This window comes from Fibrobacter sp. UWB16 (assembly GCF_900215325.1).
Lineage (GTDB): Bacteria > Fibrobacterota > Fibrobacteria > Fibrobacterales > Fibrobacteraceae > Fibrobacter.
Map to the genome: position 1 here is coordinate 725,305 of NZ_OCMS01000001.1, position 25,356 is coordinate 750,660.

The following is a 25,356-nucleotide window of genomic DNA, read 5'->3' on the forward strand; positions in this document are numbered from 1 at the left end:
TAATTTCTCGCATAACAAGATTTAACTGGATTCTTCGTCCTCACGGACTCAGAATGACGAGATGCAAAAAGACTCAGATTGACATCAAAAAAAGACCTGACGATAAGCCAGGTCTTTTGAATTTCTAATAGGGAGATGCCCGCTCGGTGGCGGGCATGACAATCACCCTACGGAGCCGGAGCAGGCGCACTTGCCTTTGCCGGAGCAGTCTCGACCGGTTTCGGCGTTTCAACCGGCTTCGGCGTTTCAGCAGGCTTTGCAGCGGCAGCAGCTTCCGACTTCATTTCGACAACAGCCTTTTCAGCTCTGTCGCGCATGTTCTTCAAGCGCTTCAGGCCAGCCTTAGAAGCAGACCTCACCTTCTTTTCGGCATTGGCCTTGAGCTTCACCTTCACTTCGGGCTTTACGTTCGGCTTCACATCTGCTTTTGCCGGAGGCACCAAGGTGCTATCCTTCAAAAGCGAATCAGACGGAGCGGCAGCAGTGCTATCGCCTTCGGTGTAGTAACCGAACGGGATGAGTTCCACGCGGCGGTTCTTCGCACGGCCAGCATCCGTTACGTTATCAGCAACAGGCACGCGAGTACCGAAGCCAATAGCGCGGAGGCGTTCCGCAGGGATTCCCTTAGACTCGAAGTAATCCGTCACGGAGTGGGCACGGTCTTCAGAAAGCTTCTGGTTGTAGTCTTCGGTACCCACGATATCCGTATGGCCCTGGACTTCAAGCTTCACTTCCGGAATCTTTTCCAAAAGCGCGATGATGTCATCCAAAGTCGGGTAACTGGACTTGAGGAGCTTTGCCGAGTCGAATTCGAACTGGATGCCCTTCTTGAGGTAGTCCAGGTCTTCCTTGCGGCGCAGCGGGCAGCCACGCTTGTTCACCTGAATTCCCGGGAGCGTATTCGGGCACTTGTCCTTGTAATCGGGCACGCCATCCTTATCGGTATCGAGCGGGCAGCCGTCAGCATCCACGGCGACACCTTCCGGCGTATCCGGGCACTTGTCCGGCCCATCAAAGACTCCGTCCTTGTCGCTGTCGAGCGGGCAACCAACAGAATCAACCTTGACACCCTTCGGCGTATTCGGGCACTGGTCCTTGTAATCCAACACGCCGTCTTCGTCCGTATCAAACGGGCAACCGACGCTATCCACAGGCACACCCTTCGGAGTATCCGGGCACATATCCTTGTAGTCATAGACGCCATCTTCGTCCGTATCGAACGGGCAACCGACAGAATCCACGGCGACACCCTTCGGCGTATCTGGGCACTTGTCGAGACCGTCAAAGACCTTGTCTTCGTCAGTATCGATGCCGCAGCCGTCTTCGTCCACGACTATCGGCGGGAACGTTTCCGGGCACTTGTCCTTGCGGTTCTTTACGCCATCGTTATCGTCGTCGCCGTCAAAGCCAAACGTCCACGTGAGCTTTGCGATACCGGCAATAAGCGGCTGAGCCACATAGCAGTAGCTTGCGCGGTAGCCATTTTCGCCCTTGTACTTGATCTGGAAATCCTTGCAGTTGTCCATGGCGTCTTTGCGATCATAGCCATCCACGAGGTTTCCGATACCGATATCGATACCCGCAGCAAAGTCAATGTTGAAGAACGGAATCTTCACATTGATACCCGGCGTGAGTACCATCGGGTCGGTAATCGGGCTGAACGGATACGCATCGTTACCGAAGCGCATTTCGCCACTGAATTCGAGGAACGGCTGGAAATAATCGTTCACGAGCCAGTTCACGCCAGTGCTATACACGAGCGTATTCGAAGCATCGCCAAAACCGAGCATCAGGCCAAGAGAAGAATTCCAAGTAAGAGGAACTCCCTTCTTGGAGTAATCGACAGAGACAACCCCCGTAAGGCCGAGCATCACGCTGTTTGCCGTGTAGGCATACGTCGGGCCACCTTCGTTATCGAGGAACCAGGCGTGACGCGGGCGGATACCCACGCCCCTCCAGCCAGTCGGGACCGTCAAATCCACAACGGCGGCAGTTGTCATGTAATCCGGGCCAAACAAATGCGGCGTGCGGTACTTGGCGTAAAACTGCAAGTCGCCGAGGCCTCCCTTGCCCATGTGAGCGCGAATCGCTTCGCCAGAGTAATCCTTTGCGTGGTCGTAGTAAATCGGGAGGCTCACGCCGATATCCAAGTCATCACGGAGGCCAAACGCAAAGTTGAAGTTACCGGCCAAAGCGCCGTCAATGCGGCCCTTTTCCATACGGGCATCCCACACATCGAGTTCCTGGGTACGACCATGTTGGTCCGTAAACAAGGCGCCACGGGTGTAGCCCCAGTTATCGGTCGCAATTGTACCGCCCGTCCCTAAACGGAAGTGGAAAAATCCAAGCGTATTCGCATCTTGCTGGTGGAGGCCGGTTTTACCCCCCAGGAGGCCGGTCTGTGCAAAGACCGCCGCCTGCGCAAGTGCAAGTATAAGGGTAAGTTTTTTCATATTCTAGTACAATTTCTATCAGCTGTTCGGGCACCACCCAGCCCATTTACTTAAACCTTCGCAATAAATGTAAACTGCAAAATTAAATATGCAGGTCTTATTATGTTCCGGATTAAACGCATCGCAATATTCTTCCACAGTTTCTGCTTTCTTATAAACTTGATTTGTCTTTACGTAGTATTCCGTTTGTTCGTAATACCTAAGAGTAGACTCAGTTATATTTTCACCTACATGATTGACAAATTCACAGGCGGAACCTGTAGAATGGTCTTCGCAATATTCTGCCACAGATTGCCACATGCTCTCCAATTTGACGAAAGACTCGGTACCGACATGGCAGATTTTCTTGTCGGTTTCCGTTTGACATTCAATATATTCACCACAGTGAGACATACTAGAAGAACTACGCGGATTGTTATGATACCCACCATATATCAAATTTTCACCATGAGTTTCGCAGTACTCATCAGAAGTAATCCACTGATACATGGATGATTCATCCTTGTACGCACAGACATAGGTTACGCTTTCTTTGGTAACAGTTGCACCTTCTTTATCTCTGTTGCAAATCTGGTCGAGAGCAATGTCTGTGGAGGCGTCAACCCACTTACCATTGCCATTTTCGACTTCTTTAGCTATAGAGCACTTGAAACTGTGGCTTTCACCATCCTTGAGGGTTTCGCTCTTAATGTCTGCAATGTTTTTAGTATCACCTCTATCGGTATCGCAATTATCAAACTTGGCGTTAAGGGACTCGTTAAGGTACTCATTTTCACCAATTTCTTTCCAATCTGTGGAGGAAGAACTTTCGGGGATTCCTTCTACGTCACCATTACTAAGACATTCATAGTATGCGTTACCGACTATAGCGACATCTTTTATTCGATTTCTCGTGCAAATTCCAAGCGTAGCGTCTTCATCCAAAACACTTGCTTTAACCCAAGAGTATCCGCTGGAAACTCCAGAAATGTAGTTACACTTGTATTTTTTCCCTTCGTAAACAGCTACTTTGGTTTGATTTTTCATCTTATCTTCATCGCACTCGCCATAATCCTCAAAGGTAGGTTCGTGCCAATCATCTCTCTTGGCACTAGCGACAAACGTCTTCGGATTTTCGCCATTCTTTAACGTTACGTTGACTTCAAAGGCGATGCCGTCGGCGTAGCCACTAGCACGCTTGTAATCGCCATAGTTGCAAAGGACATTAATCCATTTCTGTTTTTCGACTTCTGGCATATTCGAGGCAATTGCACCCTGCACGACTTCTACAGAAACAGAATCACAGTACCAACTGTTACAAGTGTAAATTACATTATCCTTATAACCATTCAAGAACAAGAAAACGCTGTTTCTTGTGCTTTCGTTGATAAAATTACCGTAATACACCCATTCCTTGGCCCCGCTAGCAGTATTGTTTCTCGCATAGGTAGAACCGTGGTAGCTACACTTTTCGTTGAAGGTCGATTCGCCGAGGTCTTCGTCTTCAAGCTTCTGCACTGTAGCCTTGACGCGGTCACCCACGCAATATTCATCAGCAGTCGTTTCACGCCATTCATGGGTATGGTTACCGTTGTTGTCTAAATCCTCTACTGTTTCACAAACATATTCATAACCGGATTCAGTAACCACTTTTTCATTGACATAGCCATAATGGCAAGCTTTATCTAAATACGAGTCAAGCCAATCAGTAGCGATCCATTCGTATTTTTCCTGTTTATCAAGGTAATCGCATTTGTACCAAGCGGAACCATTTTCATCCTTGACGACTCCCTTTCCCATCACGGTTTTTGTGCATATTCCATATTTCTCATCATGATAATCTTTCTGTCTCCATTTGGAGCCATCGCATACAAAGGTTGTTTTGCTCGTTGCCGTGGCAAGTTCCGCATTCTTGGTGTCGAACAGCTTTTCTTTGCCTTCGTTTACTGTAGCGCTGCATTCACCGAGGTAAAGCTTAGAAGACGGATCATTTGCAAGTTCTTCTGGAGTCTTGCCACTTGCAGCGCTAGAAGAGGACGCAACAGAGCTCGAAGAGTTCGGAATACCAGGCACAAGAGCATCGCAAGTAGAAGAAGCTGATAGATCACATTCGCACTCATACTCTTGAATTTCCCCGTCAAAGAACGCCGATCCCTTATCTCCTTTATTACGGCCCAAGCATACATTTTCAGTATCTTGCCAGTAGCATTTTCCATTGTCGCATACACAAACGGCATTGTCATCAAGACCTTCAAAGCTATAGAAGAAGGTCGAATTAACTGCGTCAGCATCGCAAACTTGTTCCACCGTTGCAACACCTACAGCCCAAAGTGTTACAGGATACCAAACTTGTTCGTTTTCGATATATTCAAAGTAACGGAAATATCCCCCTTCGACATCAGACTTATACACCTTGCTGCTATAGCCAGACGGATCATTGAAAACCTTTGCGTCTTCGACTTTAAGCTTATAGGCTTCCACAAATCCATTCTGCAAAATCTTGTAATAGACGGCATCCGTACCACTCCAGACATTCGTTTCAGCAGTATAGTCGCCATGCTGCATTTGGTTCCACTTGAAGAAGTTCGCGTCGATAAGCAAAGCGAGGTAATCAACAAAGAACATGCTGTGTTCCTTGCCTGCGTAGGTCGTATTGACGGCGGTGTTAAAGTTGCCGTTTTCGGCAAAGACATTGCGGAAAGCGTTATAGACCGAGTTAAAACCCGGAGTCTTGTCCTTTTGGTCAATGAGGGCCATTACCCACACGATGCTGTTGAAGTTTTCGGCCAGGCCAATCTGATCGGGGGCATAATGTTCGAAAGACGGATATTCTTCGCCGTTTTCCAAATAAAGGGCGTGGGCAAGGTCCTTGTTTGCCTGCACGTTTGCAGTTGCAAAATCAGTTTCGCCTTCGCCAGCGGTTATCAACTTCTTTACGCGGGCGGCCTTGTAGTCGGTCAAGAAGTCGATGACAACCGTATCGGACGCATCGGACAAGTCTGCATAGGCGTTGTAAATGACATCCGTTGCGTTCGAGCCAAATCCGCCAAAGGCGCCGAAAGCGTTGTTACTCAAGTTCAGCTTGACACGGAGCTTCACAACCGGGGTCGTAAGGTTCGTGATGTCGAGATCCCCTTCAAGGCGTGCAACCTTGTATTCCACCGCCTTTTCGTTAGTTTCTTCGATTGTCACAAAGGATTTATTGGCAGAGGCGAACAAGTCCTGCATAAACACCTTGCCGCTCGGGGCGAACTTTTCGTCAAGATCCGTCACGGTAAGCTCTGCATTATCGCCACCCTTGAGGTTCTTCCAGATTTCTTCATAGATGTCGTCAGTTTTTGTTTCCTTGTTGGCCTGCACCGGGAAACGCACGACAACATGCTTCTTGTACACCTTGGCGAGATTCTCGTTCACGGGCGTGAACGGGATTTCCATCTTGGTTTCGGCTTCGCCGCAACGGATTGTCACGGTGATAATAGCCTTTTCGTTGTCACGAACCGTATCGACGATGGCGCAAGACTTGTCTTCTAGTTCTGCATTCCAGCTGCTGTAGGCGTCGTTGAACTTGCTGTCGATATCTTCGCCGAACTTGTCCGTTGCAGAGCTCAAGTTCTTGAGGGCGTCATCGACGTCCTTCTGGCTCTTGGCAGAAGCACTGCTCAAATTCTTGAGAGCTTCGTCAATTTCGCTCTGGCTCTTGGCAGAGGCGCTGCTCAAGGCATCCTTGATAGCCTTGTTGATTGCAGCAGAATCGACACTTGCGCCATTTTGACCGTCAGAGCCGTTAGACCCGTTTGTACCATTGGAACCATTCTTGCCGTCTTTACCGTCAGTACCATTGGTACCATTTTTACCGTCAGAACCGTCCTTACCATCTTTACCGTTTTTCACAACGCCAATCGTATCGCCATCGCAAATAATCGCAAATCCGGACTTGTCCTTGAGTTCCTTGGATTCGCATCGATACTGGACTGCTTCGTGATCGCTCATGGCAACCCATTCGCCATCAGAGCACACGTACATCGTAGCCTTGGACTTCACAAAGGCCATGGAGCCTTCGGTCGAATCGCTACAGTCTTTTGCATCGAGAGAGTTAACCGTAGAAAATTGAGAAGCTTCCTCAGAAACGAGGACATCATCGCCGCAACCAGCGAAATAAAGAGACATTGCAGAAATTGCAAAGCCTAACTTAATATATTTGTTATTCATTTTCGTTCCCATTTTTTTACAATTGTAAAATCGTGGCGGAATTTAGTTTTTTTTGCAAAAAAGTAAAGACTAAATGCATAGCCCATTTGGGTTACGCCAACGCAAAAAAAGGATTTTTTTACATCAAATTACGACTTTTTGACCTATATAAAATTTTTATCACTTTTCCTATTTCTTAATAAGACAAAAAGACCTAGCGAATTTGCTAGGTCTTTTTACATTCATCGAGAAGGGTGCGCTTCTATTGCGCGGGCGCTTCGGCGGGCTTTTCAGCCTTCGGAGAGGCGAGCTTCTTTACAGCGTTCTTCACCTTTTCGGCAACCGGAGCAGCTTTAGCCTTTACTTCGGCGTCCAGCTCTTCAACAGCCTTGGCTGCCTTCGCCTCGATATCCTTTTTCTTTTTAGAAGCAGCCTTCGAGGTCGTAGACTTCACCTTCTTCTGCACATCGCCCTTCTGCTTGCCCTTTACTTCGGGCTTAGCTTCCGGTGCGACCTTCGGCTTCGGCGGAGCAAGGGTGCTATCCTGCAAGAGCGAGTCAGACGGAGCAGCTACAGTCCCATCACCTTCGGTGTAGTAGCCGAACGGGATGAGTTCCACACGGCGGTTTTTCGCACGGCCAGCATCCGTTACGTTATCAGCAAGCGGCATACGAGTACCGAAGCCAATAGCGCGGAGGCGTTCCGCAGGGATTCCCTTAGACTCGAAGTAGTCCGTCACGGAGTGTGCGCGGTCTTCAGAAAGCTTCTGGTTGTAGTCTTCGGTACCCACGATATCCGTATGGCCCTGGACTTCAAGCTTCACCTCCGGAATCTTCACAAGGAGCGCAATGATGTCGTCCAAAGTCGGGTAACTGGATTGCAAGAGCTTTGCAGAACCGAATTCGAACTGGATGCCCTTCTTGAGGTAATCCAAGTCTTCCTTGCGGCGCAGCGGGCAGCCACGCTTGTTCACCTTGATCCCCGGGAGCGTATTCGGGCACTGATCCAAGTAATCCGGCACGCCGTCCTTGTCGGTATCGAGCGGGCAACCGTCTGCATCCACGGCGACACCTTCCGGCGTATCCGGGCACTTGTCGAAGCCGTCAAACACACCGTCCTTGTCACTGTCGAGCGGGCAACCCACGCTATCCACAACGGCACCCTTCGGCGTATTCGGGCACTGGTCCTTGTAATCCAAGACACCGTCTTCGTCCGTATCAAACGGGCAACCGACAGAGTCGACAGGCACGCCCTTCGGCGTATCCGGGCACATATCCTTGTAGTCATAGACGCCATCTTCGTCCGTATCGAACGGGCAACCGACGCTATCCACAGGCACACCCTTCGGCGTATCCGGGCACTTGTCGAGACCGTCAAAGACCTTGTCTTCGTCAGTATCGATGCCGCAGCCGTATTCGTCCACGACGATCGGCGGGAACGTATCCGGACACTTGTCCTTGCGGTTCTTTACACCGTCGTTGTCGTCGTCACCGTCAAAGCCAAACGTCCAGGTCAGCTTTGCAATACCGGCAATAAGCGGCTGGGACACATAGCAATACTTGGCACGGTAACCAGTCTCGCCCTTGTACTTGATCTGGAAATCCTTGCAGTTGTCCATGGCATCATTCTTGTCGTAGCCATCGACAAGGTTTCCGATACCGATATCGAGACCTGCAGCAAAGTCAATGTCGAAGAACGGAATCTTCACATTGATACCCGGCGTGAGTACCATCGGGTCGGTAATCGGGCTGAACGGATACGCATCGTTGCCAAAGCGCATTTCGCCACTGAATTCAAGGAACGGCTGGATGTAATCATTCACGAGCCAGTTCACTCCCGTGCTATACACAAGCGTGTTCGAGGCATCGCCAAAGCCGAGCATAAGGCCAAGAGAAGAATTCCAGACAAGCGGAACACCCTTCTTGGTGTAATCGACAGAGACGATTCCCGTAAGGCCGAGCATCACGCTGTTTGCCGTGTAGGCGTACGTCGGGCCACCTTCGTTATCGAGGAACCAGGCGTGACGCGGACGCATACCCACGCCCCTCCAACCAGTCGGGATCGTGAGATCGACAACGGCTGCAGTCGTCATGTAGTCCGGGCCGAACAAGTGCGGTGTACGATACTTGCCATAGAACTGCAAGTCGCCGAGACCACCCTCGCCCATATGGGCACGGATTGCTTCGCCAGAGTAATCCTTTGCGTGGTCGTAGTAAATCGGGAGGCTCACGCCGATGTCCAAGTCATCGCGGAGCCCAAAGGCAAAGTTGAAGTTGCCGGTAAGGGCACCATCAATACGGCCCTTTTCCATTCGGGCATCCCACACGTCGAGCTGCTGGACACGGCCCTTGCGGTCTGTGAACTGGGCGCCACGAGTATAGCCCCAGTTGTCGGTCGCAATCGTACCGCCCGTCCCCACGCGGAAATGGAAAAAGCCAAGCGTATTTGCATCTTGCTGGTGAAGGCCTGTTTTACCCCCCAGGAGGCCGGTCTGTGCAAAGACCGCCGCCTGCGCAAGTGCAAGTATAAGGGTAAGTTTTTTCATACTGCTAGATTATCTCTGCGATTAGACTCCACTACTCCAACGCCATCCTTCAGGAGACAAGCCACACTGCCCAACCAACGATTCTTCACTGGGATCAACACTTTCAGGCCATGTTAAACCAGACGGAACAAAGCATGTATAATCAAACACAAGCATTTCCCATTGTTGACAGCCGGCATCATCCTCTGCACATTCATTAGGATGTTCTACAGCAGCAATTGCTTCGTAGCTACATTCAGCCCAGCCTTTTTCTTTTTTCATCATCAGATTGCAGTATTCTTCCGCAGTAGTTATCTTTTTCCACTCGCCTTCTGTAGCAGTACCTTCATAACGATAATATTCCTTCATGTACTTACAAATATCAGTCTTTTCGAAGGCCGCGTTACATGCTTCTTGTTCGTCAGCCGCTTCAGCAACATTGCCTTTCTCATTGCAAATAAAGTCATGAACCAAAGAATTATCCGTGTACTTATACTGGTCTTCGCTGTAATCATTGTAGTATCCAAATTGGTACGATGCGAGATCACCAATAAAGTGCGGTTCTTCAGCGCAGTCAACATTAAAGAAAGATTCAGCAGTTACTGTTTCAACTTCTCCAGAAGTAGAACGTTTAATATAGGTTTTACCACTTCCTTCAATACCTTCAGGAATATTATCACATATAGTGCAAACTTCTTCGCCAGCTAGGCATTCTTCATCATGGCCTGCAAGAAGTTTACGATTTTCAGCGCACCATGCTTCCCTAGTAGCTTCGACAAGGTCATGAGCACCAAGATTATCCGGAATAGGAGTATACTTGCAAAGGTAAACCTTGCTATTCGGGCCATTAAACAAAGTAACTGTTTCAGCATCGGCAATGTTCTTAGTACAGGGTTTGTCCACCGCAGTTTCTGTAGCGGTACCCTTACGCCAATCACATTCTAATTTATCACCATTCTGATTACAGTCGCATGCATACTTTTGACCACCGACAGTAACCCAGTTTGCTTCGGCATTTTTCATCACGCTCTCACTGCACTCGCCATACAAGTCAGAAGGTCCAACTTCGTGCCAGTCTTTTCTATTGGCAGAAGCGACATACTTCGTCTTGCTAGCAGCATTACCCAGTTCAACTTCATATGCAATTCCTGCCACATAGCCGCTAGCAGCCTTCTTGTATTCAGCCTTGTTGCAGAAGATGCTCAAGCTGTCCGTCGAAGTGAAAGAATTTTTTCCTTTTTCATCACGGAATTGATCAACGAATTTCGTAATAGCATTATCATCAGAAAGTTCCGAGCATTCGCCATCGATGCACTTATAGATAGCATTTTCCTTGTAACCGTTCATGAATACGTACACGGAATCTCTAATACCCAATTTGTTAACAAGAGTTTCATAACCAACAGGAATGTCGATGATACGAGCTCCGTTGATGGCGCGAGGAACGAATCTTCTACCGGCTCTGCGAATGTAGCCCGTAGCATCGGCCCATTCGCTACCAGCTTCTTCACTATTCCTGACATAAAGTACATCTTCAAATTCGCATTTTTGGTCGTATTTCAAGCCCAAAGCAGCGAGATCTTCATCTGCAACTTTCTGTTCGGTAGCCTTAACATTGTCACCGACGCAATAAAGGTCCACCGGGCTTGCCTTGACCCACTTTGCGCCATTGCATATATAATCGCCATAACCAGTCGTGGTAGAGCGTTCAGCATCCTTTTCGTCAAAGGACTTCACTACATCCTTGTTGGCTGCAGTACACTTGCCGAGCGGGCCTTCGCCTTCAGCCGGGTTCAAAATTTCGTCAATAGTCTTGCCGTTCGGAACAACATCTTCAAGAGAAGGGCTAGAAGGATCATAACTTACAATGTTGCAAGTACCAGACTGACCGTCCGTCAAATTGCCATCGCTATCATAGCATTCCTTCTTACACACGTAAGCGCTTAAATCAGGATCCGTACCGAAATAAGCGAAACCCTCATAACCCTCATCGCGTCCCTGGCAAGGATCCACCATTCCATAGCGGCACTCACCCCTTTCGCACTGGCACAGCATGCTGAAATCAGCTTTATCAACCGTGAATACAGCACGTATTCCTGCATTTGCAGCAGTTGCATCGCACTTTCCAGTTTCAGCAAAAGCAATTTGGTCAAGATTATTTGCCGGATACCAAATCCTATCGCGGCGATAGTATTCGAAATAACGGAAATGGCCACCTTCGACTTCGGACTTCTGTATCTTGGAGTCCTTATCAAATTCAACAGCCTTAGTCGTATCAAGCTTGTAGGCGCTAACAAAGCCATCCTGAAGGATCTTGTAATAGATTTCATCATGACCGCGATAATCATCCGTTTCGCATTCGCCATTATAAAGCATCATCGGTCTCACATTGCCATCTGCATCCAATGCGCAATTCCACTTGAAGAAGTTTGCATTGATGAGCAAAGCAAGGTAATCCACAAAGAACATGCTCTGCTTTTTGCCAGCGTAAGTCGTTTCGATAGCTTGGTTAAAGTCACCATTTTCGGCAAAGACCTTGCGGTATTCATTGTAAATCTTATTGAAGTCCGGGACCTTGTTTCCCTGATCGATAAGAGCCATCACCCAGACAACGCCATTGAAGTATTCGGTAAGGCCAATACCATCGCCGCTACCCGGCAGGTAGTGTTCAAAGGCAGCAAGCGTTGACGGATCCTTAACCAAGGAGAGAGCCTTAGCAAGTTCTATATTAGCCTGAGCGCCGGCCTTAGCAAATGTTTCATCGCCCTTCTGGACCAGTTTTTTCACACGTTCGGCCTTGTAGTCCGTAAGGAAGTCGATTACGACCGTTTCGGATTCATCGGAAAGGTCCGTGAAGGCATTGTAGATTACCTCTGTCGAAGAGGAACCATTGCCGCCAAACGTAAACCCACCATTAGCATTCGTCATGTTCATCTTGATGCGGAGCTGAGCAAGCGGATTGCTCAAGTTCGTCACTTCAATATCGCCTTCAAGACGTGCAACCTTGTATTCCACTTTTTTCTTGTTCGTCTCTTCGACCGTCACAAACGCACCGCTCTTGGTAGCATCTGCAAACAGGTCCGTCACGAACATCTTGCCGGTCGCATTGAGCTTTTCGTCAAGATCCACCACGGTAAGTTCGGTGTGGTTACCGCCCTTGATGTTCTTCCAGATTTCTTCGTACACATCTTCGGAACTCGTCGTCTTTTCGGCATACACCGGGAAACGCACGACGATGTGCTTCTTATAGACTTTTTTAAGGTTTTCGTCATCGAGATTGGCGACGAATTTCTTTTCGACTTCACCGCACTTCACCGAGATCGTGACGGTCTTGCCGTCTTTGCTATACTCCGGTTCGGCGTTGAGCTTACAGGACTTGTCGTATTCTTCGGCGAGGCTGCTCAACTTCTTATCGAGTTCGTCGTTATCCTGTTCGCTCTTGGCAGAGGCACTGCTCAGCTTATCGTCGACTTCCTTACCCAATTCCTCGGAAGCATCCTTCAAGCCATCCTTGATAGCCTTTTCGACAGCTTTCATGTCGGCATTATCGCCATTTTCACCATTCTTGCCATTCTCGCCGGGATCTCCCTGTTTGCCCTTGGCGCCTTTTTCACCATTATAGACAGTGCCGATCGTATCACCATCGCAAATGATTTTAACGCCGGACTTTTCACCTTCGGTAAAAGACTTGGTTTCGCAACGGTATTCGATAGCGTCCTGGTCATTCAAAGCAATCCATTCGCCATCGGTACAGACGTACATCGTGGATTCATCTTTCACAAAGGCCATCGAGCCTTCAGTCTTATCATTACAATCTTTAGGATTGATTGATTTAACAGTCGTGAAAGACTGCGCGACTTCCTCAGACACGAGAACGTCGTCACCGCAACCGGCAAAAATCATTGTCATCGCAGAAGCTGCAACGGCAAGTTTCAGGGTATTTTTTTTCATTTTTTTCCTTCAATAAAAAAAGGCGTGCTTCCGTTCAACAGTTTCCTGTGATCGACCGCACACCCGCTTGTTACAAAATTCTGTCAAAATATAGTTTTTATAAGTTAATTTGTAAAGTTTATCACATTTTTTAATTATTTAAAGCTTACAATGTAAATTTTCAGTTACAAAACAACATAAAGTGGGGTTATCCCGCTTTTTCTCTCGAATTGTCGAAAAAACAGGCACATTTTTATCCAAGCTTTATGTATATTCATGGCATGGGCATCGTCGATGCTCGAAGTTTTTAAAAAAAGGTTAATAATGCTTTCTTATCAAGACGCCTACAAAATTGCAGAATCCGTACACAAAGGCCAGCAAGACAAGGCCGGTGGCCCATACATCGATTTCCTCCAGAACGTCGCCGATTATCTCAAGAACAAAGGCGAATCCGAAGATGTCCAGGTTCTCGCCATTTTGCAGGATTCCATTACATCCGCCACTAAAAAGACTCCGGACGACATGATCCAGATGGGTGTTCCTGCCGATATGGTCGACCTCATCCAGAAGATGACCTACCACAAGAACCAGGCATGGATCGACGAATATAGCTGCCACCTCATGGAAAAGGGTGTGCCGGCCGAAGACGCCACCTACGACGCCCGTGAAAAGGACTTTGTACGCTTTGTCGAAACACTCAAGGACAATCCGACTGCAGCAAAGGCAAAGAGCGCTATCTTGAACGTGCTCATGGACGATAAGTACATCCACCGCCAGGAACGCCGCGAACTCAAGACGAAGTTCCGTCTCAAGAAGTACAAGGCCGCAATTCAGGCACTTGGAGTTTAATTCAAAATTAGGAAGAACCCGCCATTTACGGCGGGTTTCTCGTTTTTTGGAGCAATATATTCTATTGCCACTCCACCGCCTATTTACTAATTTTACACCGTATTTTTTTAGCCCCTAAAAAGGGCACAACCCCTAAAAAGGAACACAACAATGGCAAATAAAGTCTATAACTTTAGCGCAGGACCGTCGGTCTTGCCGGAACAGGCACTCAAGGAAGCATCTGCTGCATGCATCGACTTCGAAAACAGCGGCATCAGTATCCTCTCCATGAGTCACCGTTCAAAGCCGATTGAAAACATGTTCGCCCAGACGGAACAGTACCTCCGTGAATTGATGGGCATCCCGGAAGATTACGACATCGTGTTCCTCGGTGGTGGTTGCTCACTTTTGTTCTGCATGCTCCCGATGAACTTCTTGGACCAGAACGCTACGGCCGACTACGCTTTGACCGGCGTTTGGGCAAACAAGGCTTACAAGGAAGCTAAGCAGTTCGGTAACGCTCTCGCCGCTTGCGACACCAAGTCTGAAACTTACAGCCGCATCGACAAGAACTTGAAGCTCAGCGACAACGCTAGCTACCTCCACGTGACCGCCAACAACACAATCTACGGTACGGAATGGCACAACTTCCCGAAGCCGAAGTCCGGCTTCCTCATGGCTGACGTGAGCTCCGACTTCCTCGCCCGTAAGATCAACGTGTCTGACTTCGGTGTCGTCTATGGCGGCGCTCAGAAGAACATCAGCTGCGCTGGCGTGACTGTCACGATCATCAAGAAGGGCCTTCTCGGCAAGGTGAACCGCACCATCCCGACGATGCTCAACTTCCAGACCCACATCGACGCTGCCAACATGTTCAACACTCCTCCGGTATTCGCCGTGTACGTGATGAACCGCACCCTCAAGTGGCTCAAGGATTTCGGTGGCGTGGACGCTATCGAAAAGGTGAACCGCTCCAAGGCCGCTCTCCTCTACAGCGCACTCGACAACTCCAAGGTGTTCGTCGGTACGGCTGCTAAGGAAGATCGTTCTATCATGAACGTTCCGTTCGTGTTCAACAAGGACGTCGTTGCAGCAGACAAGGCCGATGACCTCGCCAAGGAATTCCTCGAATTCGCAAAGGCTCGCGGTCTGCAGCAGCTCAAGGGTCACCGTTCTGTCGGCGGCTTCCGCGCTTCTATCTACAACGCCATGCCGGTCGAAGGCGTGCAGGCTCTCGTTGACTGCCTCGGCGACTTCGAAAAGAAAGTTCTCGGCTAAAACGTGTCATCCTGAGCAGAGCAACGCAAGTTGCGAAGTCGAAGGACCTAACGCATTTGAGAAAGCCTCGGTCATAGACCGGGGCTTTTTCGTTTACCTCATTTAATGGAGATGCCCTCCCCATACGCGGATCATGACTACTAAGCAGCATAGCTGCAAGTAGTCAAAGACATCAAGTGGGGCATAACAAAAAAAAAACAAAGGCGGGCATGACAGAGCGTGCCGGCAGAAGGCCCGGGCGCATAAACGAAGAACCTCCTCATGGAGCATGAGGAGGTCCTATTTTTTGTGTTAGGAGTACGCCATTACGGCGCCTTGGAGGAGGATTTCGTGGCACGTATGTCCCCGTGCCGGGTATTTTGCAAGGCCCCAACAACCAAACACGGCCTTGCAAAACTCGCGAGATAAGTTTAGAACCTTCTTTTTGTTCTCAAAATTACTAACCCATATTCACCCAAAGGCTTTCACTTTCTCGTTTTTACATGAATAAAGATACTCTATTAAACAGCGAATGTCAATAGAAAAACGCATTTTTAAATATTATTTTGCAAATACACCACCTAAACACACTCCCAAAATGTTCTCAAAAATCTAACAAAGTTCTTAAAAAGGTTAAAACAGAGAAAAAGACCAATAAATACACGTTTTAAACCAAAAATACAAGACGGAGATTCCCGGTCAAGCCGGGAATGACACGCAAGGCGAGTGCAGCAAGAATGAGTATACTCATTCTTATTGCCGAGCCGAGCGATGCAGAAAAAACAGGCGCAAAAAAAATGTCCGCACAAAGGCGGACACAACAAACTCAGGAGAGCTCAATGACAACAGCTTAATTGTCAGCGGGCTTCTTTGCAAATTTATTTGTAATATCGGGAACGATATCCATAATTTTCGAAACGAGGGAGCTATCCTTGGTAATCGGCATGACGCGCACGTCATCGCCCTTGATAACAAGGAACGCCACCGGATCGACCGAAGCACCACCGCCAGACGCAGACGTATCGCCCTTGCCCTGATGGCCGCCAAAGCCAAAGCCTACGGAAACGCGACTCACAGGCACCACAGTCGTATCACCGGCCTGAATCGGTTCACCAATGACAGTTTCCGCCTTCGTGATGAAGCGGAGTTTTTCTAAAAGAGTTTCTGCAAGTTTTTCAATAGCCATATTCTGAATATAGTAATTAGTATCGCGCGCTGTAGACGCGATCGCTCGCGGTAAAGAATTTACGCTCCAAATCGGACCAGTCAAGATAGCCCCAAGCCGCCACGACACGTCCACCGGGGAGTCTCGTCGCCATGCCGTTCACCCCCTCTCCTGCGGTAAAATAAAGCGTCGAGGTTTCGCGGTAAATGCCTTTGGGGTGTACAATATTCAACTGACGGCCCCAGGCGATAAAATCGTTTTCTTCAACCTGGTCCCAACTGCGAGCGACATTCCACTGCAAGTCGGAGTCGCGATAGCTTTGGGCAAGCACCGGGAAATAAGCCTTAACGCCAATAAAATACTTTGTCAGGATCGATGTGTGCCCCAGTTCACGATGTTCAAACGGGAGACTCAGGAATTCCTGCGGGAAACCGCCATGACGGGCATTCGGAAACTGACGGACGTAGTTTTCAAGATCGCTGCGTTCATAACGGCGGAAGCTATCGTGCTTGAAGATGAAGATTCGCGCCGCAGATCGAATACTCTGTTCCAAGAACGAGCCACGCAAGATCGGGACAATTCCCTGAAAACGCCCACTGTTCATGTAATAATCAAGCGCATAGACGTCGCTCTTGAATTCCAGAATCGTCACATCAAGCGTATCACCCGTCATCCCCATCGGATAACGCAAATCGACGCGCTTCACAAGAGCTTTAATATCATCGTTCGGATGTTCATCGATACGGATATCATCCATCGGCCACCTGTCGTTGTAGCACAGCTCCGTATAATCAACAGATTCCTCTTCTTTCGGTTCGCAAGCACACAAAACAAACGTGGCCGCACAAGCACAAGCGCAAACAAACTTAGGCAACACCGAAAGGAAACGATTCATACTCATAAAATTTAGCATACATCAATCACGTTTGCGGACTTCGGCATAATTACAATACTCATAAAGCGGGCACTTGGAACAATGCGACGTGAGCTCGCGGCAAATGAAGCATTCGCTACCGTTCTCCAAAAAGAACTGGAGGGAATGCGCTGCAAAATACGGATTCTCCGGAGCAAGCGCCACAAAATACTCATTCGCAAGTTTTTGTTTTTGTGAAGGTTCAAGTTCCGCAAAGCTAGATTCCTTCGCGGGGCCGAGCATCGCGAGGAAACGGCGAGCGCCCATCGTAAGCGGGAGCGGCGGCATTCTAGAACTGTCACGACACGCAAGGCCAAGGCCAAGCGGTTGCGGGGCAAGCAAGCGGTAAATTGCGGCACAAGCTTTGGGGCGCGGATTCGAACGGCCCATAAAATAGATTTCGCCCAAGTCCCGCCACATCTCTTCGGGAGTCCGTTCTCGCATCCAAGCGACCAAATCCGGGTGATGGCGCACAAAAAGCCCAACACTCCAGAAAATTCCGGAGACATGTTCAAAGACAGTCCAGTTGCGGCTATTGAACGTCTGTTCCACGACCTCTTCAATTTCACCGCCCTTCGGCACGGGGAGCGACCAAAGCTTATCGCCCGGGAAACGCTCGTGCAACTTCACGAGGAGGCGCAAGATATCGGGGTAAGAACGATCCTGGAATAAGACCGAACCAAGCAATGTCCACGCAATTTGTTCATTTGCCGTGGGCATTTTTTGAGCAACATAAACTACGGGGTCAGCGCACTTGAAAAGGAGCGCTACAAAGGCTTTCGAAGCCTTGAATAGCGCTGGTTCATCGTGAATAAAACGCTTTACCGAGACCAACTAGAGAGCCTCGCCCACCCTCACCGCCTGTCCAAGACGGGACTTGAACAAGTCCGGATGGCGTTCGCGAATTTTCTTGTCGACCACGAGAATCACGGTGCTGCCCATTTCAAAGCGGCCAAGTTCATCGCCACGGTCAAAAGAGAACTGCTGATTCGGAATCCAGTCCAAGCGCTTTTTGTCGCGCGGGAGCTTGCCTGCGTTCGTCAAGATGGAATCGTTATACACGACGCCAATGCGGCCAACGTTTGTCGCACCGACCTTGACCACGAGCACTTCGGAACCATCCGCCAAGCGGAGTTCACTCGTCAAGCGTTCATTGATGCTGAAAAGACCTTCAACACGTTCGACACTGCCTGCGTTGACCGGCCAAAGCGTCCCCGGGCAATAGCTCGAAAGCACGAGGTCGCCCTTGACGGGGCTGTGGATGCGGTGGTAGTTGAACGGAGCCAAGTAAATCGTAGCAAAGGCGCCGCCCTTGAAACGTTCTGCAAGTTCTTCGCTACGCAAAAGGCTCTTGAGCGTGTAAGTCTTGCCCTTCGCCTGGATCAAGTTCTGGTCATCGCCATCGAACGTTCCCGTCTGCGAAAGCACACCATCGACCGGGCTCACGATTTCGGCACCGTCGGCAACCGGGCGCATACCCGGCTTGAGCTTGCGGATAAAAAGTTCACCGATGTTCTTGTAATGGCTGAGCGGGTATTCCGATTCAGACATGTCGAGCTTGTAATAGCTAGCAAAGGCGTTGCGAGCGATTTTGCTCAGGAACGGGATGCGTAAACGCGTAAAGGCACCGAAAATGCGGCTTGCGGCATTCTTCGGCAAAAGCTTCATAAAAACGTAGAAAGGAGTGTTCATAACTTAAAAAGTAGTAATTAGTCTTTAGTCAATGGTCTGTAGTTATTTATAATCGCGCCGAAGGCGCCAAAAATTAATCTAATAACTAATGACTAAGAACTAGTAACTAAATTAGTGGTTTTCGAAATGCGCGACGTCAGTGTTGAGCAGTTTCCAGAGTCTAGAGGCAAACGGCGTCGTCCATTCCTTTTCGGGCGCCACGCGAGTTGTCGTTGCAGCGGTGAATTTGGAGTAAGTGAGGGCGACAAGTTCACCGTAGCGGGCATCCCACATGCTCCACACGATTTGCCATGTGAATCCGCCTTTCTTGCCTAAATCCGGATCCATTTCCACATTCAGCACAAGCGGAATCGTCAAGTAGCGCAGTTCATAACGGCTAGCAATGCCATTCAGCAATTCTTTAAGTTTAAACGGCAACTGGCGTGCAATCGTCTGTTCCACGCCATCGCGCTCTTCCCACGGAGTCACATCATCCAGACGCTTGCCTTCCACGAATTTTTCAGCTAGAATCTTTGCAGACAACGAATCGACGTAAGCGGAATCTGCATCCGGCACGCGCATGCCGACAATCATCAAGTCTCGCTGCATTTTCGGGAACGCTTTGGCAAACAAGGAATCTTCGACACGTGCAAGGTCAAAGTCGAGAGCGTCAGCACTAAAGCTGTGGCACATTTTGCAATCTTCGGGACGGGTAGCCGTCACCTTAAGCGCAGGGAATACACCCACAACCGCATTGGAATCGATACGACTAAACGCGACCTGGTTCCATTCGCGGTAGAATTTTTCGTCCGTGATTTTCAGCACGATATCGCCTTGCGTGCCACATTCCGTGCACGGAGCATCGGCCATGTCGCCGCCTTCGGGAGCGCTATCGCGCGACCCCGCACAAGCGATGAAAAGCGTTGAGGCGAACAAGAACATAAATTGACAAAACTTCATAATAAACTCCAAATATTCCACGTATAATCTTCTACTTGTCATGCCTGCCTCCGAGCAGGCATCACCCTTTCAGTTTTACAAGAAGGAGATGGGGCTATAGCCCACTCCAATCGGCTCAGCTATGAAAATGCAAGCATTTTCGCAGCATTCGCCTTTAAGGAGATTCCCGGTTAAACCGGGAATGACAAAAGCAATAAGACTCGTGCTATTCAAGCATTATAGTAAATGGGCCGTCGTTGACGAGGCTCACTTGCATATCGGCACCGAATTTTCCGGTTTCGACAACGGCAACTTCTTTTTTGCACTGTTCAATAATATACTCGTAAAGTTCATTAGCGAGCGTCGGGTTGCCAGCACCATTGAATGTCGGGCGATTGCCCTTATTGCAGTTGGCATACAACGTAAATTGGGAAACAAGCAAAAGTGAACCGCCGACATCCTTGATGGAGAGGTTCGTCTTTCCGTTTTCGTCAGCAAAAATGCGGAGCGCAAGCATTTTCTTGATGAAGCGGTCAGCGATTTCGCGGGTATCGCCCTCGCCTACGCCAATCAACACAAGGAATCCCTTGTTATCAATTTTACCGACGGTTTGACCTTCAATATCAACTTGAGCCTTAGTGACTCGCTGTATTAAAAATTTCATTTTTAATTACTCTAAAATTAATTGTTTTTGAAACGCAAAAGTACGTCATGCGGGCGGGGCCCCAGCTCGGAGTTGACGCCTACGGCGTCAGCGGCTTCACTCGGTTATGCCGGTCTGCAAGCAGCCCGTCGCAACACTCGTTTTGCACGCTACTGCGAAGAAAACATCTCCTGAATAGTTGCAGGGTCATTCGTGATGGTTAACGCAAGACGCAAGAGGACGGCGGCTTTGGCGGGGGGCAAATCATAAGCGGCAATCGTTCCTGGCACAAGAAGCTGTTCCGGGACAATGCGACCGCGATTGATTCGCGTGGAAATCACGACGGGAATTTTATTTTTAGAAATAACATCAGCAATTGCATCCGCCCATGCGCGAGAAAATTCTCCGGCGCCAGCGCCTGCAATAACAAGCCCTGCCGAGCGTTCTGCCGCAAAACGCACCAGTTCTGCATCAGCATCTGCGTTAAAGTAAAGAACGGAGACGCGCGGGAGGGAATGCAAGGAGGAAACGTCAAATGCAGAACAAGATGGCGACCCCGGAATAAATCCGGGGTGACATGACGCGGGAATTTCAGCAAATGCATCCAAATCGTTCGCATGAATCTTTTGCACCGAGCGGGCGTTCATCAATTTGCCTGCAAAGGCGACATATACCACACTGGATCCCGTCGCGTAGCTCCAGGATGACGTAACATTCTTCGCATTTACGAGAGGGTGATCCCGTCCCGGAACGAGTCCGGGATGACATGGAGTCCGGGATGACATTTCAGGCGGGCATGACAATGCTGAATTCGGCGATTCTTGCGCACTACGTCCACACAAGTCCACAGCACTTTTCACAGCGAAAAACAAGTTTGCGGGGCCGTCTGGTTCCGCTGCTGTTGCGGGCCGCATCGAGCCTGTCATAATCACGGGCTTCGCGACATTCCCGGCGGCACTTGGAGCAGAACCATCCAGCGTCAAATTCAAGAAGAAAGCGGTTTCTTCCATCGTATCGGTCCCGTGCATGATCACGATGCCGTCAACATCTTCGCGCTGCAAGAGTTCCTGAATCCGCTTCGCCAAAGCAATCCAAATTTCAGAAGTAACATCGTCCGAATTGATATTGCAAAACTGCTCGACGCAGATATTTGCCACATTCTTCAATTCCGGAATCGCATCAATCAGCGTTTGCGCCTTAATTGAGCCTGACTTGTACCCTATATCCTTACCTTGCTCGCCCGCGCCTGCAATTGTACCGCCCGTCGCGAGAATCACAATATTTTTCATTTTACAGACTCCAACAAATCCTGAGCGGTTGTTTCATAATGTTTTTTCAAGGAGCCATCCATTCCAAGCTCACGAAGATCCTGCAAGCACTTGGCAAACTTGCGGAAGGCATGCGGACCACCGCCATCACGCCACAAAAGTTCTTCGACCATCCGTCTCGAGAACCAGTAAAGCATTTTCACCGTTGCCGAATCCTTCTCTTTCACAAAAGGTTTTCTCAACGATTCAACGCTCGGGTAAGCCCCCAATGGGCGCTCTTCATTGTTATGCGAGCCATCAATCACCTGCGCAATTCCCTCGTTCATCCAGCAGGGCACATTCGCATGCGTCATCGCACGAACAAACGAATGCGTCAGTTCATGAAATAGCACCGGGCGGTAAACTTCGCGATACGCCATCATGTTCACAGGCACACGCAACTTGCCGTCAAACACAGCCGCTACCCAGTCCGGACGCGGTCCCGTTCCCTGATACTCCTTATCCTCATACAGTACAAGGCTCATCTTGTTTTCGGGCAAATAGTCGAACAAATTACTAATCGAATCGTAAGCCACTTCCAAAACGGCAAGCGCTTCCATCACGTCCTTTTTCGAAGGGCCGCCGTCAAATTCCAGGCGGAAATGCATGGACTTTTCAACGCCGAGATTTTTTAATTCCTGTTCCAAAGCATTTGACTTTTTAACAAGGTAATCTAAATCCTGATGTTTGAAACTCAACGTTTCAATGTAATTGATGCACTCTTTATAACGTTCCTGTTCAAAGAGAATGCCAGCCATGTGCATCTGCAAATTCGTATCGTTCGGTTCTGACTTTAAAAGTTCCCGGACATTTTTCTCGGCGCACTTCCAGTCACCAATACGGAGACACTCGTTCGTTTCATGAATCATGTCTTCATATCGAAAGCGTTCTTCGACTTTTCTTTCGTAAAACTGGTACCCCACGAACATAAAAACATAAATCAGCAAAAGGCAAACAACACGCCCGATCCAATTCTTTTTTTTTCTTTTCACAATACAAATTCCATTAAATAAGTCCTCTATAATTCTAGTAATTATACACTCAGAGAGATCCCCTATTAAGTCGGGAACGACATAAAAGGCTTTAAACGGCCAAACACCTACTTACGAATTACTCACTATTCACGCTCCAACAATTTTTAAAGTATATTTAGTATAGGTTTGGTTATGGCAGAAATCTTTGATTACGATGACTACCGGGATATGATCAAGGATTATTACTTGGAGCATAAGAAACACAACTCCTTGTATTCCTTCAGTACACTCGGCAAAACGCTTGGCTTGGATTCAAGTCATGCGTATTATATAGTTCAGAAAAAGCGCAATCTCCCCGTTCATGCAGTCCCCGCCGCAAAAAAGATGCTCGGACTGGACGGTCGTGGAGCCGCATACTTCGACTTGTTGATAGTCGCATCACGCACGAAGTCCGAAAAGACAAAAGCTGAAATTTTGCAAAAGGCATTCCAGCTGCGCGACGTGAAGCGCCACTTGCTCAAGGACAACGAGCTCAAGTATCTCAGCGCTTGGTGGACTATCGTCGTAAGAGCGCTTATCGAAGTGAAACACGGCAACGTGGATATCCCGGAAATCGCAAGTAGCGTGATTCCGCCCATCACCGAAGAGCAAGCGCAAGAAAGCATTGAGATTTTGAAGTCGCTCGGCTTTATCCAGCCGATCAACAATAACAGCAAAGTCCGCCTCGCCGACCCGCACATCACGGTCCAAGGCGCCGAGAAGGCCGAAGCCATCCGCAGTTTCCATTCGAAGGTCATGCAGTTTGGCATCCGCTCGCTCAATGAAATTCCGCCTGAAAACCGCGACATTTCGACCATCACCATGGCGGTTGATTCCAAGGGCTTCGAAGACCTCAAGAAGATGCTCAAGGAATTCCGCAAAGAAATTCAGATCCGTGTCGATAAGTGCATCGTCCCCGATCGCGTCATGCAGTTGAACCTCGCTCTATTCCCCGTCGCACTCAATAAAAAGAAGGAAAAATAAAATGAAAAATTTTAACAAGCTTCTTTATTTAGTTCCCTTTGGACTCCTCGCTGCTTGCGGTACAAACAGCGACACCGCAGGGAATACGACGGAAATCGAAAACGCCATCGCTATTCGAGTCTTTGACGACGGAACACCGGCTGCCAAAGTGCGCTACCAGGTGCTCCCCTCTTGGTATGTCGCCGACACCGCCGAAACGGGTGCAGTAAAATACACCTACGAAGGCGAAACCGATATAAACGGTTGGGTGCATATCGAAGGTCATCAGAACGGTTCTTACACCATCAACTTTACTAAGGGCGATTCTTCCATCGTCTTGCAGTACACGCTCAACAACCTGAACCACGAATACACGCTCGACAGCGCATCGCTCGAAGCTGTAGGCACGGTCAAGGGTCTCGTCGATTTGCCGGACTCAGCCAATTACGCCTGGGTTGCCGTTCAGGGCGTGAGCACGATTGTCAAGACCGACACGCTTGGACAGTTCGTCATCCAGAAGGCTCCGTGCGGTAACCTTACCGTGAGCGCCTGGGATTCCGAAGACCTCGAAGCCATCGGCCAGACCTCGGCAAGCGTCATCTCGAACGACACGACGGATCTCGGCCTCATCGAGAACCCGAACAAGGTTGTCCCGGAGAACGCCATCCGCTTTATGCCCTCTGACTTGATTTCGGACTGGATGCGCCCGCTCAGCTTCCCGACCGTGCTTGTACTGCGCCTGACCGAAGAAAACTTTGACTTTTCAAAGGCAGAGAAGGACGGAAGTGACATTCGCCTCTACGACGGAAGCAACAACCTCATTCCGTTTGAAATTGACGGCTGGGATACGACCATCAATAGCGCTACGCTCAACATCCGCGTCGAAAGCGCCGCCGATACAGTCAGGCCGTGGATGCTCATGTGGGGCGACAAGAAGGCCAAGAAGATTGAAGATGTCAAAGTTTGGGAAGGTCTCAGCGATTCGCTTATCAGCGCTCTCAACAGCGTCGAGGTTTTGAATTTCGAAGCAGGCACCGACTTAAACGCACTGCCCGCGCCACTTAACTACAACTGGTACGTACAACCGCACGATAGTGCAACGGTCAAGAACAACCTTGACCAGAAGCCGACCAACGGCATCGAAAAGGCTGACAGCACCATCTTCGGCAAGAACATGCTGCATGTGCAGTACCAGGCGAACAAGCTCGGACGCTACGTTGTCATCGGGACGCGCATAGCCGCGCACCAGCACGACTTGAGCAGACTCGACTCCGTGGAAGTTTGGCTCAAGGGCAGCGGGGATTTCGAAGTATTCCTCGAGACGATTGTAGAATCCGATACAAACTACAAGACCTCGTATAAAGGAAGTGTCAACGAAGAATGGACTCGTGTCGCCATCAAGCCATCCGATTTCACAAATCCGGACAAAAAAAGCTACCACGGTTGGGACGTGACACGCAACAAGATTACGCGCTTTACCATCTTTGTGTACAACGGCACGGATATCTGGATTGATAACGTCAGAATGTACGGGATCAATTTAGACGACTTGCTGTAATAGAAAATGCTAGCCTCAAAGGCTA

16 protein-coding genes are annotated in these 25,356 nt (G+C 49.1%); 4 read left to right on the forward strand and 12 right to left on the reverse strand.

What is annotated here, in order from left to right:
* Nucleotides 1–167: 167 nt before the first annotated feature.
* From CRN95_RS03050 to CRN95_RS03070, 4 genes are all read right to left on the reverse strand, one after another.
* A complete protein-coding gene (locus CRN95_RS03050; protein ID WP_097020058.1) occupies nt 168–2,453 on the reverse strand; it encodes an OmpA family protein in 2,286 nt (761 codons plus the stop codon).
* Nucleotides 2,454–2,471: 18 nt separating this feature from the next.
* Complete coding sequence (locus CRN95_RS03060) at nt 2,472–6,641, reverse strand: hypothetical protein (protein WP_235002839.1); 4,170 nt, start codon at nt 6,639–6,641, stop codon at nt 2,472–2,474.
* A gap of 241 nt (nt 6,642–6,882) precedes the next feature.
* Nucleotides 6,883–9,165, reverse strand: coding sequence for an OmpA family protein (locus tag CRN95_RS03065; protein WP_097020060.1), 2,283 nt, complete (start codon nt 9,163–9,165; stop codon nt 6,883–6,885).
* A 21-nt stretch (nt 9,166–9,186) separates the two neighbouring features.
* Nucleotides 9,187–13,095: a hypothetical protein gene (locus CRN95_RS03070; protein WP_097020061.1), complete on the reverse strand. Its 3,909-nt coding sequence runs from the start codon at nt 13,093–13,095 to the stop codon at nt 9,187–9,189.
* A 303-nt stretch (nt 13,096–13,398) separates the two neighbouring features.
* Between CRN95_RS03070 and CRN95_RS03075 the strand changes: the two genes are divergently transcribed.
* Nucleotides 13,399–13,923, forward strand: coding sequence for a hypothetical protein (locus CRN95_RS03075; RefSeq protein WP_235002840.1), 525 nt, complete (start codon nt 13,399–13,401; stop codon nt 13,921–13,923).
* A gap of 150 nt (nt 13,924–14,073) precedes the next feature.
* Entirely contained in the window at nt 14,074–15,180 is a 1,107-nt protein-coding gene (gene serC / locus CRN95_RS03080) for a 3-phosphoserine/phosphohydroxythreonine transaminase (RefSeq protein ID WP_073425102.1), read from the forward strand.
* Nucleotides 15,181–16,009: 829 nt separating this feature from the next.
* Here the strand turns inward: serC and CRN95_RS03085 are convergent.
* The 8 genes from CRN95_RS03085 to CRN95_RS03125 all read right to left on the reverse strand — a co-directional run bounded on the left by CRN95_RS03085 (nt 16,010) and on the right by CRN95_RS03125 (nt 22,789).
* The gene (locus CRN95_RS03085; RefSeq protein ID WP_088629867.1) at nt 16,010–16,345 is read right to left on the reverse strand and encodes a GerW family sporulation protein; all 336 of its coding nucleotides are present in this window, start codon (nt 16,343–16,345) and stop codon (nt 16,010–16,012) included.
* Between the two features lie 16 nt (nt 16,346–16,361).
* A complete protein-coding gene (locus CRN95_RS03090) occupies nt 16,362–17,219 on the reverse strand; it encodes a hypothetical protein (protein ID WP_235002841.1) in 858 nt (285 codons plus the stop codon).
* 21 nt (nt 17,220–17,240) lie between these two features.
* A complete protein-coding gene (locus tag CRN95_RS03095; protein WP_097020063.1) occupies nt 17,241–18,071 on the reverse strand; it encodes a hypothetical protein in 831 nt (276 codons plus the stop codon).
* Nucleotides 18,072–18,929, reverse strand: a complete 858-nt coding sequence (asd, locus tag CRN95_RS03100) for an archaetidylserine decarboxylase (RefSeq protein ID WP_097020064.1) — start codon at nt 18,927–18,929, stop codon at nt 18,072–18,074.
* Between the two features lie 111 nt (nt 18,930–19,040).
* Complete coding sequence (locus CRN95_RS03105) at nt 19,041–19,868, reverse strand: hypothetical protein (protein ID WP_097020065.1); 828 nt, start codon at nt 19,866–19,868, stop codon at nt 19,041–19,043.
* A 205-nt stretch (nt 19,869–20,073) separates the two neighbouring features.
* Nucleotides 20,074–20,511, reverse strand: coding sequence for a D-aminoacyl-tRNA deacylase (dtd, locus tag CRN95_RS03110; protein ID WP_073425108.1), 438 nt, complete (start codon nt 20,509–20,511; stop codon nt 20,074–20,076).
* Nucleotides 20,512–20,660: 149 nt separating this feature from the next.
* Nucleotides 20,661–21,779, reverse strand: a complete 1,119-nt coding sequence (locus tag CRN95_RS03115) for an asparaginase (RefSeq protein ID WP_235002842.1) — start codon at nt 21,777–21,779, stop codon at nt 20,661–20,663.
* Nucleotides 21,776–22,789, reverse strand: a complete 1,014-nt coding sequence (locus CRN95_RS03125) for a hypothetical protein (RefSeq protein ID WP_097020066.1) — start codon at nt 22,787–22,789, stop codon at nt 21,776–21,778. Before CRN95_RS03125 ends, CRN95_RS03115 begins: the two co-directional genes overlap by 4 nt.
* A 174-nt stretch (nt 22,790–22,963) precedes the next feature.
* Here CRN95_RS03125 and CRN95_RS03130 point away from each other — a divergent pair, with 174 nt between their 5' ends.
* Nucleotides 22,964–23,794: a DUF4423 domain-containing protein gene (locus tag CRN95_RS03130; RefSeq protein WP_015731755.1), complete on the forward strand. Its 831-nt coding sequence runs from the start codon at nt 22,964–22,966 to the stop codon at nt 23,792–23,794.
* A gap of 1 nt (nt 23,795) precedes the next feature.
* A complete protein-coding gene (locus CRN95_RS03135) occupies nt 23,796–25,331 on the forward strand; it encodes a hypothetical protein (RefSeq protein WP_097020067.1) in 1,536 nt (511 codons plus the stop codon).
* Nucleotides 25,332–25,356: the final 25 nt, after the last annotated feature.

Bases quoted from the DNA above. Each gene is read 5' to 3' on its own strand.
- CRN95_RS03050 (WP_097020058.1), bottom strand. From the start codon at position 2,453: ATGAAAAAACTTACCCTTATACTTGCACTTGCGCAGGCGGCGGTCTTT.
- CRN95_RS03060 (WP_235002839.1), bottom strand. From the start codon at position 6,641: ATGAATAACAAATATATTAAGTTAGGCTTTGCAATTTCTGCAATGTCT.
- CRN95_RS03065 (WP_097020060.1), bottom strand. From the start codon at position 9,165: ATGAAAAAACTTACCCTTATACTTGCACTTGCGCAGGCGGCGGTCTTT.
- CRN95_RS03070 (WP_097020061.1), bottom strand. From the start codon at position 13,095: ATGAAAAAAAATACCCTGAAACTTGCCGTTGCAGCTTCTGCGATGACA.
- CRN95_RS03075 (WP_235002840.1), top strand. From the start codon at position 13,399: ATGCTTTCTTATCAAGACGCCTACAAAATTGCAGAATCCGTACACAAA.
- serC (WP_073425102.1), top strand. From the start codon at position 14,074: ATGGCAAATAAAGTCTATAACTTTAGCGCAGGACCGTCGGTCTTGCCG.
- CRN95_RS03085 (WP_088629867.1), bottom strand. From the start codon at position 16,345: ATGGCTATTGAAAAACTTGCAGAAACTCTTTTAGAAAAACTCCGCTTC.
- CRN95_RS03090 (WP_235002841.1), bottom strand. From the start codon at position 17,219: ATGAATCGTTTCCTTTCGGTGTTGCCTAAGTTTGTTTGCGCTTGTGCT.
- asd (WP_097020064.1), bottom strand. From the start codon at position 18,929: ATGAACACTCCTTTCTACGTTTTTATGAAGCTTTTGCCGAAGAATGCC.
- CRN95_RS03105 (WP_097020065.1), bottom strand. From the start codon at position 19,868: ATGAAGTTTTGTCAATTTATGTTCTTGTTCGCCTCAACGCTTTTCATC.
- dtd (WP_073425108.1), bottom strand. From the start codon at position 20,511: ATGAAATTTTTAATACAGCGAGTCACTAAGGCTCAAGTTGATATTGAA.
- CRN95_RS03115 (WP_235002842.1), bottom strand. From the start codon at position 21,779: ATGAAAAATATTGTGATTCTCGCGACGGGCGGTACAATTGCAGGCGCG.
- CRN95_RS03130 (WP_015731755.1), top strand. From the start codon at position 22,964: ATGGCAGAAATCTTTGATTACGATGACTACCGGGATATGATCAAGGAT.
- CRN95_RS03135 (WP_097020067.1), top strand. From the start codon at position 23,796: ATGAAAAATTTTAACAAGCTTCTTTATTTAGTTCCCTTTGGACTCCTC.